Genomic DNA, 12995 nt, shown 5'->3' with positions numbered 1-12995 from the left:
CGGATACTGCGATCGAAAGCATGGATTCCTGACGATTCCGGATCGTCGCTAGCGCGCGGGAACCGCAACGCCACGCGATCCGCGCCGGCGTCTGACTTGGATCGACGCCCCACGCCGGCGCGGGGTTTCCGCCGAATCCCTTCGCATTCATGATTGCGTGCGCGCGATCCTGTCGAGCGCATGCGCGACTACCGCCGGCTCGCTCAGAATGCGGCGATGCCCGAGGCCGTTGAACACCTGCAGGTCAGCGGCGCCACCGAGCGCGGCCAGAAGTTTTTCGGACTGGGACAATTCGACAAACTCATCATCCGCATCGTGAATCAGCGTGACCCGCGCCCGCAATCCGGCGAGATTATTGTCGGATGAAAACTCATGCCAGATCGTCGGCCTGCCGAACAGGGCTTCAAGGTGGCGCTTGAGCAGGTCGACCGTTTCTGGCCGCAGGTTCAGCGACGCGGTATAGCGGGTGATCAAATACGAAAAATCGCAGATGCCGGACAGCGCGACGAGATGCGACGCTTGCACGCCATGATTGAGCGCGTAAAACGCATACAGCACGCCGAGCGAATGCGCGACAACGACGTCGGCCGGCCCGTTGCGCTGTTGCAGCGCCATCAGAATCGCATGCACATCCAACAAGGTAGCGGTATCGCCGCCCGATTCGCCGTGACCGAGATTATCGAACGCCACCACCCGGTAACCCGCCTCGGTCAGCGGCTCGACGAACGCGCCAAAATCCGTCGCGCGCGCGCTCCAGCCATGCACGCACACTGCCAGCCGATCGCCGTGCCCCCACTGATAGACCGCAACCTGCTGACCGTCGATGTCGAGCACCGAGCGCTGCGCGCTGGCCATCACGGGCTCGTCAGCCGGCCGCAACGCGACGCGGGAAGGTTTCTTGAACGCCTCGAAAATCAGGCGTGCAGCCGTTTCGGGCGGCATCGAATTCAAATCATGAGTCGCAGTTGCGTTGGCCATCGCTTCGTTATCTACGCATCCCGTCCGCCGTCACCGCGCTCGGCTTCGCGTCGCTCGCCAGGCCGGCGGCTCGCGTGAACCGCTCCATTCGCCGCACCCGGTCACCGCACGGACTTTCCGCGTCGCTCCTTGATCAAGGGTGGATGTTTGGCGTCGCGCGGGATCGGAACCAGCGCCCTGCGCGGCGTCGCGTCATTTCACTTCGCGCCGCGTTGCGTTGCGCGCCCCGCGCGGGGCCGCAATCACGGCTTGCGTCGTCGGCCTGTTCTTGCGCAGATCATTCTTCGGATCGGCAAATGCATATAGCGAAGCGGCGATATCGTCATCGAACAAACGGCCGTGACTTAGTACCTTGCGCCGGATTTCCTTCGCATTGGGATCGCTCCATTTCAAATAATTGAGCATCGGCGCATACACATTGGGCTCGGCGAGCGTGCGAAAGGTCAGTGAGATCGAATGGGAGCCCTGCACATTCGATACAGTATGCCACCACCAGGGCGGTAAAACCAAAATATCTCCCGCCGATACATGTGTCTTGTATTTCGGCATGTATTGATAAAGCGGAAAACCGCGCCGCGCGATCACCTCATTTGATTCGCGGCCGTCGACGCGCGATACGTGATAGGTGGAATTATCCTTGATCACGGCATACAGGCCAGGTGAATAATACGGGGACGTGACCCGCCAATCCTTTTCTCCGGCGATCGCGACAAAATAGTTGTAGCCCGGCTCGGTATGCCACAGCGTATGCGAACGCCGCGACTGCATGAACAATTGCTTCGAAATCACATAACCGACCGGAACCATTTTGAAATACCATTTCTTCCGGTATTTCATCAGCCCAGAGAGATAATGAATATAATCCAAGTCGCAATAATCCTTGATCAAAGACCCGCCATTTTCATGCATGATGTCCTCGATCGCCTTGGCGCTGTAGCGCTGATCCGTGACGATCGATTCCACCAGATCCCGCATCTTCACATAACTCATCTGATAGAAATTCTTTAACGGAACGGGTTTGCCGTCATCCGGAAATACCTGATTCGGCTCGGCGTGCACCGGCACCTCGATATCGCCGTAATGATTCGCGAAGAAATTCAAATCGAATTCTTTAAATGCCCGCCAGCCGCGTGCGCCGCCCTTGATCAGCACCGGCAGCTGCTGCTTGCGAAAGTGCGCCATCACCTGGGGCGTTGCGCCTTTCGCGTCGATCTCGTGAATCGGAATGTCGTCGACGTGCTCGGGGACATGCTGGCGGCAATACTCGAGCAGTTGCCTTTCGCCGCGCCGGAACAGCGTCAGCCCCAACGACGGTTCGAACCGATGCTGCTCCGGAATGCCGCCCTCGAGCTTCCCATATCGCGTCAGATGGCCGAATCCCAGCCAATAGGAAAGCCGCGCCGTGCGGGGCAATGAGACGGGAGGTTGGTACATGGTGAAGGTCTCGCAGTCAAAGGGATGATTTCAGCGGTCATACCCGGCGGGCCTTGTCGGCCCAAAAAGCATCTCGTAGTTCGCGGCGAAGCAGCTTGCCGCTCGGATTGCGCGGCAGGCGCTCGACCGGAACGATTCGCGTCGGACGCTTGTATGGCGCCAATCGCGTGTCGAGATACGCGTACAGCGCGGTGACGTCGACGCTCGCGCCAGACTTCGGCACCAGCAGGCAAATCGCGCGCTCACCCCAGTTGTCGTCGGGAATGCCGATGACCGCGCACTCATGCACCGACGGGAACGATGACACGACGTTCTCCACCTCCGCCGGAAAGATTTTTTCTCCGCCGGTGATGATCACGTCCTTGATCCGGTCGCAGATGAACAGATAGCCCTGCTCGTTCAGATAGCCAGCGTCGCCGGTGTGAATCCACCCGTCGCGCAGCGTCAGCGCCGTCGCGTCCGGCAGCCCCCAATAGCCGGTCATGCGCGCCGGCGTCCGGATGCAGACTTCGCCGACTTCGCCTGCCGGCAGTGCGTCGCCGTCGATGTCGACGATCTTCAGCGACACGCACGGATAAGGCCGCCCCGCGGCTTGCAGCAGCGCCGGATCGCGATGACTGTCCGGATCCAGGCAAACCGCGGTATTGCCCGTTTCGCTGAGCCCGTAGATCTGCGCGAAGTCGCAGCCGAGCCTGTCGATTCCGCGCTGCAGCAGCGCGGCCGAAATGGGCGCGCCGCCGTAGACGATTTTGCGCAAATGCGGCAGGCGCACCGCTTCGTCGTCGAGTGCGTCGAGCAGCAAATTGATCATCGCGGGAACCATGCACGCATTCGACACGCGGTGCGAGCGCATCGCGTCGATGCACAGGCGCGGCTCGAATTGCGGCAGGCTGACGATCGCCGCGCCCGCGCTGAAGCTTTGCAGCGCCCACCACAGGCCGCCGATATGAAACCCGGGAATGCCGACCAGGCAGCGATCGTCGGGATACCAGTCGAGCCACGTGAGCGCCTCGGAAATCAGCGCCTCGCGAATCTGGAAGAACGCGCGGTGAGGCAGGCATACGCCCTTCGGCAAACCGGTGGTGCCGCTTGTATACATCAGGCAGAACGTCCGGTCCGGATCGGGCGGCGGCAATGTCTGTCCAGACGGCGCATCCGTCAACACGTGCCGGTAATCAAGCGCCGTGACGCCTTCGGCCAGACAGACGACCTCGGCGCGATGCTCGCTCGCACGCAGGCCTTCCTCGACCACGTGCCGCGTACCCGCGTCGCAAAACAATACGGCGATGCCGGCGTCGGCCAGGATGTGGCCGACTTCGCGAGCGGTGAGCCGCCAGTTGATCGGCACGAAGACGACGCCCGCCAGCGCACAACCGAACATCACTTCGTAATACGCTTCGCACTCGCGGCCGATGAAGCCGACCCTGTGCGCGGCGCCGGGCAGGGTGGCCCTCAGATACGCCGCGACCTGGCTGCCGTGCGCGTGCAGCGTGGCGTAGGTCGTCGTGCGCCCTTCGCAGAGAATGGCGGGCTGGTCCGCGCGCGTTCGCGCCTGCAGACGCAGGATCTCGCCGAAGTCCTTGATCCGATAGAGCCTTGGAGGCTGCGCCGCACTCGATCGATTCACGTTTCATTCTCCAGTTGAACGGATTGCGCGCCCCGGTCGGCATTCGAAGCCGCATCCCCCGCGCCGGACGAACGCGAGCGGGCCAATTGCTCGAGCAGATGCGCGCTCAGCACCGGCACCGTCGGATAGTCGAACACCAGTGACGACGGCAGGGCAACGCCGAACGATTTTTCGAGCGCATTGCGCAGCTCGACGGCCACCAGCGAATCAATCCCGAGATCCGCAAACGACACGCGCCGCGGCACCCGGCCGTTTTCTCCGAATTGCAGCACCCGCCGCAAGACGTTCAGCACTTCGTCGAGCACGCGCTCCTTGCGCTGCTCGACCGGCATCGAGAACAGCCGTTCGAGATCGAATGCATCCGCATCGACCTCGCTGCTCTGCGTATCGACCTGTTCGTACAACGCATCGGCGGCGGGCAGGCTGGCCTTGTACGATTTCCAATCGACTTCGCCAACCACGACCTGGCCCTGTCCCCGATGAATCAGACGGCCGAACGCTTCGATGCCGCGCTGCATCGGAATCGGAAAAATGCCTTTGCGCTCAATCGCCTTTTTCTGCTGCTCCGTCAGCGCGGCGGCCATGCCCGCACCCGCCCACGGCCCCCAATTCAGCGACAGGCCAACGCGGCGCCCCGCTCTGTGGCGATTCATCAGGCCGTCCATAAATGCATTCGCCGCCGCATAGTTGGCCTGACTGACCGAGCCGATCACGCAAGCAATCGACGAATAGCACACGAACAGATCGACGCCGCCGCGCGACTCGGCGGCCCGCCATAGATGCCACGTGCCCGCCACTTTCGGCAGGAACGTCATCCGGAATGCGTCCCAACTCTGCTCGACGATCGGCGCGTCGTGAACGACGCCTGCCAAATGGACGATTCCGCAAACCGGACGCCCTCGCCCGGCTGCGTCGGCAAAGATGCGCTCGACCAGTTCGCGATCGGCGACGTCGCCCGTCAGCAGTTCCAGGCTGTGCGCGTCCGCGAGCCGCGCGCGGATCGTCTCGAGCGCGTCCGATTCGGGCAGGCGCCGGCCCAGCAGCGCGACGTGCCGCGCCCCCGCGCGCACGAGCGATTGCGCGGCGCGTTGACCCAGGCCGCCGTAGCCGCCCGTGATCAGATAGGTGCCGTCCGAGCGCACGTCGCGCGAAAGCGACAAATCCGGATGCGGCGCTTCGCCGAACGTCAGCACGATCTTGCCGATGTTCTCGCCGCGCGCAAGGACGCCGAACGCGTCCGCCGCGCGCGCAATCGGATAACACGTCACCGGCGGCGGCACGATTTCTCCCGCCGCGAGGAAACCCGCGATGTCCCCGAGGATCGCGTGATTGACGTCGAGCCGCTCGTCTTGCGGCATTTCGCTGAGATCGAATTGCGCATAGCCGATGTCCGGCCGCGCCGCGGCCACCTGCGCGGAGGTCCACGCGCCGAGCTTGCCGATCTCGATGAACCGTCCACCGTGCGCCGTCGCGTTCAGCCCGGCCGGAATGAAATCCTGATTCAAACTGTTGAGCACGACGGAAACGCCCTGCCCGTTTGTCAAGCGGCCGATCTCGTCAGCGAAACCGGTATTGCGCGAGTCCATCACGTGCCGAACCCCTTGCGAGCGCAATCGATCCCACTTGCCTCGGCTCGCGGTCGCGAACACCTCCGCGCCGACCCGGCGGCAAAGCTGCAGCGCCGCCTGCCCGACTCCGCCAGCCGCCGCATGAATGAGGACGCGATCCGACTTGCCGATTTTCGCGAGGCGGTACAACGCGTAATAGGCCGTGATGAAGGCAGTCGGGATCGCCGCCGCCTGTTCGATGCCGATGCCGCGCGGCAGTTCACGGTCACGTAGCGCTGCATGCAGCCCAATTGGCTCACCATCACCGTGTCGCCAACCGAGAAACCCGAACGCGCGCCCGCCGCGCTCACCACGCCGGCGCACTCGAAGCCCAACGGCAGCGGCTGGTATCGGGTTGCGGCGCTGTCCGCATGGGCCTTCAACAAACCGAGCGCGTTCAGCACATCTTTGAAATTGACGCCCGCGGCATCGACGCGAACCTCGATCTCGTCGTCGGCCGGCGCCCTGCGTTCGGCCGGCTGCCGGCACAGGCCCGACAGCAGCCCGTCGTCGCTCGCGCTCAGGCGGAAGTTCGCGTCCTCGTCCGCGATCTGCGCCGCAACGAGGCGCCGGACCCATCGTTTGCGCTGGCGATACGCAATCTGCGAATCCGTCCGGCTGTCGCCGGCGTGCAGCTCGCTTAGCAGCGACTGCGCGCGCGCGTCGTCGTCGTCGATGCCGGACAAATCGATCGTCTTCGCGCGAATCCGGGCAAATTCGGCGTTCAGCACGGAGCAGAAACCCGACGCGCTCGCCTGCAACTGGACGCCGAACGACAGCGGCGCGGACGCGTCCCGCGCGACGTCAAACGGCTCGATCGATTGCGCATCCTGGGTGACGATGCACAGCTCGACTACCTGGCTGAGCGTGCGCCGTTCGAGCGACTTCACGAAATCCAGCAGCGGCTCGTAGAAAGACCGGCAGGCGGCCATCATCGCGTCCGTATCCGTGTCGGCGCCTGCTGGCACGGATACAGCATTCCAGAACCATACGAGCCGGATGCGGCCATAAGGATTCGGCGGCGGATCGCCGAGCGCGCTCAGCGCGGTCGACAGCTCGGCGGCGATCGCCGTTTGCGGCGGCAGATGCGGCTTGAGCCAATCGGGACACCCGACGACCACCAGATGCGGCGTTCGGTATTCCCGCGTATCGATCGGGTCTTCCTGCCATGCAAGCTGGTGGAGAAAAGGCGCGGCCGGCCGTTCGTGCGACTTGACTTCACGCAGCCGCAGGCCGTCCGCGCGCACGGCGAGCCGGCCGTTCGCATAGATCGCCAGATCCGCGCGGACTTCGCTCGCGAACGGATCGCTATCGTCGGGCAGCCGGGCGACGCAGACGAGCGTTCCGCGCGGCTTGCGATACAGCCTGACGCGCGCCCAGCCGACCGGAATCAGCGTGCGCGCGTCGTCCAGCAATATCCCGAGCGTATGGAGCGCACCGTCGAACAGGCCGGGGTTCAGAATCTCCCACACGTCGACGTCGGCGCCCGACAGCGTGCCGACGGCGCATCGCGCGCCGTGCTTGCCCAGCGCCTCGACACGCCGGAACTGCGGCCCATATTGCAGGCCGATCGCCGCGAACCTGCCGTACAAATCGTAGTCCCCGGCCGACGTCCCACCTGCTTCGCGCAGCACTTCGTGCGGCACGTCAGGCAGATCGTCGGCCCGCGGCGGCTCGCCGTCGTCCGACAGGCGGCAGGTGAAGTGCGTGCGGGACTGGCCATGCGCGTGCGAGCGGATTTCGATGCGGTAAGCGCCGCGAGCGTCGCGCTCCATCTGCGTCGACAGCTCGGTAACGCCGTCGTCGGACAGCAGCAAGGGTTCGTGGATTTCCAACGTGTCGATCGGCATCCCGGTATCGCCGAACACGGCGTCCTGCAGCGCCAGCACGAGTTCGACGTAGCCGGTGCCGGGGAAGATCGTCCGCCCCATCACTCGATGATCCGCCAGATACGCCGGCGAACCCGGCGCGATGCGCGCCGCGTACCGCCACCGGTCCTGCTCGCGCGCGACGAGCCGGCCGAGCAGCGGATGCGCATCGAAGCGCGTTGGCGACGCACGCCCCGTGTCGGGCAGCCAGTACGATTCGTTGTCGAACGAATAGGCCGGCGCATCGCAGATCCCGGCATGGATCGAATCGTGCAGCGCTCTCCAGTCAAGCAGCTGGCCCGCGGCATACAAGCCGGCGCTCGCGCGCTCGACACTGTCGGCTTCGGGCATGCTTCGGTCGATCGTCGCGATCCAGCCATGCTCGGCCGCCGCCACGCAGGCGCGGCCCATCGAAATCAGATGCGGGCTCGGTCCGGTCTCCAGAAAGATATGCGGGCCGCGCGCCGCGATCGCCGCGATGCCCGCTTCGAAATTCACCGGCTCGCAGATGTGGCGCGCCCAGTATTCGGCTGACGCGACCGTCTCGTAGCGGGCTACGCCGCCCGTCACATTCGAGACGAATTCGCGTTGCAGCGGGTGGAACTCGATCGTGCGCATGAACTCCCGGAAAGCCGCCGCCGCGCGCGTCATGTGAGCCGAATGGAATGCATGCGAGACGTCCAGCCGGCGGAACGCGATGCCGTGCGCCGCCAGGCGCTGCATGATCGCCTCGAGCGATGCGCTTGCCCCGGACAACACGGTCTGCTCCGGGCCATTGAAGCCGCCGAAGCCGACGTCGTCGTGCGACGCGAGATAGGCGCTCAAGACGTCACGAGAGGCCTTCACGGCGATCATCCCGCCGTCCTCGCTCACCGATTGCATCAGCGCCCCGCGCCGAAGCGTCATCCTCGCCGCATCCTCCAGCGAAAACAGGCCCGCCAGGCACGCGGATACGATTTCCCCGATGCTGTGGCCCAGCAGAATCGACGGCTCGATCCCATACGACATCCACATGCGGGCAACCGCGTAGTTGAACGCGAACAGCGCCGGCTGCGTGTAACGCGTCTGGCCGAGCCGAGCCTGCGCAGGCCCGCCTTCGTCGAACATCAGATCGCGTATCCCGACGTCCAGTCCCGCATCGAGATGTCGCGCGACCTCATCCAGCGCACGGCGAAACGCCGGATGGCGGCAATAGAGCGCCGCGCCCATGCCTGCGGCTTGCGAGCCCTGTCCGGTGATCAGGAAAGCGACGCGAGCATCGGCGAAGGCTTGATTGCGTTCCGCGTTCGCGACTAACGCATCGGGATCGGCGAGCGCATCGCGCAGCGCCAGCGCAAGCCCGCCGCGATCGCGCGCGGGCGTGGCCCACCGATACGCATGGTGCTGGCGGCCCACGCTCGTCGTCCATACGTAGCGGTCCAGATCGAAGGGCTTCGACGATTCGATCGCGGCGACGTGCGTTTCGAGATTCCGGATCAGCGCGGTTGACGATTTCGCCGAGATCGTCAGGATTCGCGCGGCCACGGATGCCGCATCGCCCGCGCCGCTTGCCGAAGCCATCCCGGCCGCCGCGGCGGCGGGTGCCTGCTCCAGCACGACGCTCGCGATCGTGCCCGCGAAGCCGAACGAATTCACCAACGCCCGGCGCACGGGCTGGTCCCACGACGTCATCTGCGTCGGCACCTCGACCGTCAGCGACGGCCAGTCGATCTTCGACGACGGCGTATTGAACTGGATATGCGGATAAATCACCCGGTGGTTCAATTGCGCGATGCACTTGATGATGCCGCCCGCGCCGGCCGCCGCTTCCATGTGCCCGAGATTGGTCTTCGACGAAGCGACATAAACCGTCTGTTCGAGGTTCTCGCGCGTCGAAAAAAGCGAGTTGATGGAATGGATCTCGATGGGATCGCCAAGCGGCGTGCCCGTCCCATGCGCCTCGACATAGCTGATATCGGCCGGCGACAGCAACGCGCGCCGCAGCGCCTCACGCATCACGGCTTCCTGCGCCCGGCCGTTCGGGACGGTCAAACCGCCGCTTTCGCCATCCTGCCGCACCGCGCTGCCGCGCACGATCGCGAGAATCCGGTTGCGCTCGGCGAGCGCATCCGACAGCCGGCGCAGCACCAGGACCACGGCGCCTTCGCTGCGGCCGTAACCGTCGGCCGCTTCGTCGAAGGTCTTGCAGCGGCCGTCCGGCGCAAGCATGTTCGCGCGGGTGAAGACGATATGACTGACCGGATCATGCACGACATTGATGCCGCCCGCGAGCGCCACGGACGTCTCGCGATTGCGCAGCGCGCTCGACGCCAGGTGAATCGCAACCAGCGACGACGAGCACGCGGTATCCACCGTCATGCACGGTCCGCGCCAGCCAAGGAAGTACGAGATACGCCCCGAAATCGCGCTGTTCGCCGTTCCGGTGCCAAGCTGGCTCACCAGTTGCGATTCGCTGAGCTTGCCCATCGCGCGAGCGTAATCGAGACTGCTCGAACCCAGGTACACGGAGCCGTCGCCACCGCGCAGCTCGTCGGGATTCAGGCCCGCATGTTCGAGCGCGTGCCAGCTAAGCTCGAGCATCACGCGCTGTTGCGGGTCCATATAGCGCGCTTCTTTTGGGGAAATCGAGAAAAAAGCCGGATCGAACTTGTCCAGATCGTCCAAATATCCGCCTTCGTTCGTGCAGATCAGGTTGCCTGCGTCTGCGTCGCCTGAATAGTATTTCTGATTATTCCACCGGGAACTTGGAATCGGGACGATATTGTCCCGCCCTTCGCTCAACAGCCGGTGAAATCCATCAAGATCGGTAATGCCTGCCGACAGCCGCAACCCGACACCGACGATCGCGATCGGCTCGTGCTTTTCCGCGAGCAGTTGCCTGCCCATGCAAGCCAGGCTCGAGTTCAGATCTTCCATATGTCAGACTCCAAATTGCTGCCTCAGGATGTCGCGCACGAGCGCCTCTTCGAGCGCGCGGTGCCCGGCGCGCGCCGCAGCGGGTTCCGCCGCCGCTGCAGCTGCGTCGCCGCCGAGCGCATTCATCGTGAAGGCCGCTAGATCGGCGAGCGTCGGATAGTCGAATACGATGCTGGAGCGAAGCGTGATCTGAAATCGGTCCTCAATGCGCGTGCGGATTTCCACGGCGCCGAGCGATGTCAACCCCTGCTCGAACAAGCTCGATTTCGTTTTCAACGCATCCTTGTGCATCACGGATTTCGCGATCGCGAGCAATGCCTGCTCAACCAGCGCGCGGTTGGCGGATGGTGGATTCAAAGCGTTTCCTTTATTCCGGATACTCGTTGGAACGAGCGGTGGATGTCACGGATTCGTGATGGCCAGATCGACCTCGCCTATCGCCTCTCCATTCGCATTGTCGAAAAAACGGCAATCGGTCTTCAGATACAGAAACGACTTGCAGGCTCGATGCAGTCGCGCCGACAGGATCGAGAATTCGCCGTGAAACTGGGTGGGCTCGATCGGCCTGCTGAACCGGCTATGAAAGCGGGTAATCAGGATGTCCGGCAATTGACGCAGAAAAAACCCCTCGACGCCCCAGGCGGAGAAATACGACGTCAACCCGTATTTCGATGCGTGGGCAATCGTGTCGTACATGATCTGGTTGTAGCAGATGTTGAATTCGACTGAATTGAAGTGCCCTGTGCTCTGGATGTAGCACGATTCGGGAATCGAGAAGATGCCGCGCGACGACACTACTTTCCCGTGATCACCCGGATTCACGCAGATATCGGCGGATTTCAAATAGCGAGCCGTATCGAAATAAGCCGACAACACCTGAGAGCGCAGTTCCGTATCGTTGAGGGTCGGCGGCATGGCCGCCTCCCGTTCGATGGTCCGTTCATGGCTAAGCATGGCTCAGTCCCTCCGTTTCGCGGGATGTGCCGGCCGCCTGCGCGCTGAACGCAAATTCGTCGTACCCGGTCAGGCGGAAAGTCTTGGCCGGCTCGATCTTTTCGCTGTGCTTGGCATGGTGAACGAACCGGCGGTTGTCCCAAATGATGATGTCGCCTTCGCTGATGTTCAGCAGTTTGATGCCCGGATGGGTGAACGTATCGTCCATCTGGCCGGATTCGACCAGCAACTCGTGCAGGATGGCCGCTGCGTCGGCGTCGGCGTCGGCGTCGGCCAGCGTCAACGCTTCGGTGAAGCCGCGGCTGACGTACAGGATCGATTCGCGCGTCACCGGATGGCGAATCACCGCGGGATGTTCGACCTGCGGAGTGTTGCGGTCGACTTCAGCAAGCACTTCTCCGATCGGCCGATAGACGTCGGACGGGCGGATCTTGAAGTAGCGGCGCACGGAATGCGTCGCCTTCGCGCCGATCAGTTGCGTCTTCAAATGGGCGGACAGGCGCCGATACGCATCCGCCATATCGATGAAGTACGTACCGCGGTTTTGTGACGACACGATTTGCGGATACGTCATCGTGAATGCGAACGGCTGCGACATGAACGCGTAATCCGAATGCCAGAATTTTCCGGTTCTCGGCACGCCGTTCGCCTTGCCGTCCGTTTGAACATTCGACGATACGAAAATCTCGTCATGCTCCAAATGGCGATACATAGCCTCGTAATAAGGCCGGATGTCACCCATGCGATGGCCGAAACGGACGAATTCCGCCGCACTGGCGGTCTGCTCCTTCAGCACGACGATCCCGCTCTTGTAGACCGCCTGCCTTATCTCGTGGATTTCGCTATCCGTCAGATGAAGAATTGAACGATGCAGGCACGTAGAAGTCCCATCGATCGCTAAGGTATCCATAAAATTTCCCGTTGACGTGTCGATATATAATTGAATCCGCAAAAATCGAACAGCACACCCAGGCTAGCGAAAATTATTTTTATTTTAGATTCACATAAAATGACGATTCAATATCACACCCCATCCGAAAATCGAATATGCGATCCAGGCAGGTGAAATCAGAAATTAAAAAACCTCTTCACGCAATCTGATTTTATTTAATTTTCAACCCCAACAGAACCATGCCCCTCCATTTTTGAAATGTATTTACCGTCCGCTCGGCACACCCAAGAAGCGAAGGGCATCACCAATCGATTCATTGGTCAAAAACATTCAATCATCTACAACTCAAACCACCCCCTTCTTCGAATTGATCGAAGAATATTTGCACATCCTTAAATATTCACGGGATTTCAAATAGTACGGTTGGCACCTCGTTGACGCGCATCCGCGACGCAACCGGCCACCATTTTTCTATTTCCACCAGTCTCCATGTGATTTTTATTGAAAAACGTAGAATCTGTTTTATTGCAAAAAATAAGATCACCGAAAGAACAAAAAGTTATAAAACACTATCCAATTCAATCGATCCCCGATAGGTTTAGGCAAATCCCAATGGAATATTGTCACGCCAATGAATAACGCACCGAGCATTGATCCATTTGAACACAAATTAAAAAATCCGCTCCATTCCAACATCGATCGATGCGATAATTTCCCTC

General features: G+C 62.1%; 8 protein-coding genes. All 8 read right to left on the bottom strand.

Annotated elements, in window-relative coordinates:
• Window positions 1–147: 147 nt before the first annotated feature.
• A complete protein-coding gene (locus WS68_RS23265; RefSeq protein WP_082710234.1) occupies window positions 148–978 on the bottom strand; it encodes an alpha/beta fold hydrolase in 831 nt (276 codons plus the stop codon).
• Window positions 979–1170: 192 nt separating this feature from the next.
• On the bottom strand, window positions 1171–2286 hold the full coding sequence (locus WS68_RS23260) for a cupin-like domain-containing protein (protein WP_197419664.1): 1116 nt from the start codon (window positions 2284–2286) through the stop codon (window positions 1171–1173).
• A gap of 163 nt (window positions 2287–2449) precedes the next feature.
• Entirely contained in the window at window positions 2450–4039 is a 1590-nt protein-coding gene (locus tag WS68_RS23255) for a long-chain-fatty-acid--CoA ligase (RefSeq protein WP_082710233.1), read from the bottom strand.
• On the bottom strand, window positions 4036–5688 hold the full coding sequence (locus WS68_RS28025; protein WP_231753090.1) for an SDR family NAD(P)-dependent oxidoreductase: 1653 nt from the start codon (window positions 5686–5688) through the stop codon (window positions 4036–4038). The genes WS68_RS23255 and WS68_RS28025 overlap by 4 nt, the downstream gene beginning before the upstream one ends.
• Window positions 5625–10430 carry a type I polyketide synthase gene (locus tag WS68_RS23245; protein WP_059572991.1) on the bottom strand — a complete coding sequence of 1602 codons (4806 nt, stop codon included), beginning with the start codon at window positions 10428–10430 and terminating at the stop codon, window positions 5625–5627. The genes WS68_RS28025 and WS68_RS23245 overlap by 64 nt, the downstream gene beginning before the upstream one ends.
• 3 nt (window positions 10431–10433) lie before the next feature.
• Window positions 10434–10787: an acyl carrier protein gene (locus WS68_RS23240; RefSeq protein WP_156429631.1), complete on the bottom strand. Its 354-nt coding sequence runs from the start codon at window positions 10785–10787 to the stop codon at window positions 10434–10436.
• A 45-nt stretch (window positions 10788–10832) separates the two neighbouring features.
• On the bottom strand, window positions 10833–11345 hold the full coding sequence (locus tag WS68_RS23235) for an FcoT family thioesterase (RefSeq protein WP_059572989.1): 513 nt from the start codon (window positions 11343–11345) through the stop codon (window positions 10833–10835).
• 31 nt (window positions 11346–11376) lie between these two features.
• Window positions 11377–12294 (bottom strand): TauD/TfdA dioxygenase family protein, encoded by a 918-nt coding sequence (locus tag WS68_RS23230; RefSeq protein WP_059572988.1) that lies wholly within the window; start codon window positions 12292–12294, stop codon window positions 11377–11379.
• Between the last annotated feature and the right edge of the window lie 701 nt (window positions 12295–12995).

This window comes from Burkholderia sp. TSV86 (assembly GCF_001522865.1).
Classification (GTDB): Bacteria; Pseudomonadota; Gammaproteobacteria; order Burkholderiales; family Burkholderiaceae; genus Burkholderia.
The sequence above is the reverse complement of the archived record's forward strand: the minus strand, read 5'-3'. Positions and strand labels throughout refer to the sequence as shown.

Coding starts and splice junctions, on each gene's coding strand:
- WS68_RS23265 (WP_082710234.1), bottom strand. CDS start 978: ATGGCCAACGCAACTGCGACTCATGATTTGAATTCGATGCCGCCCGAA.
- WS68_RS23245 (WP_059572991.1), bottom strand. CDS start 10,430: ATGGAAGATCTGAACTCGAGCCTGGCTTGCATGGGCAGGCAACTGCTC.
- WS68_RS23235 (WP_059572989.1), bottom strand. CDS start 11,345: ATGCCGCCGACCCTCAACGATACGGAACTGCGCTCTCAGGTGTTGTCG.
- WS68_RS23230 (WP_059572988.1), bottom strand. CDS start 12,294: ATGGATACCTTAGCGATCGATGGGACTTCTACGTGCCTGCATCGTTCA.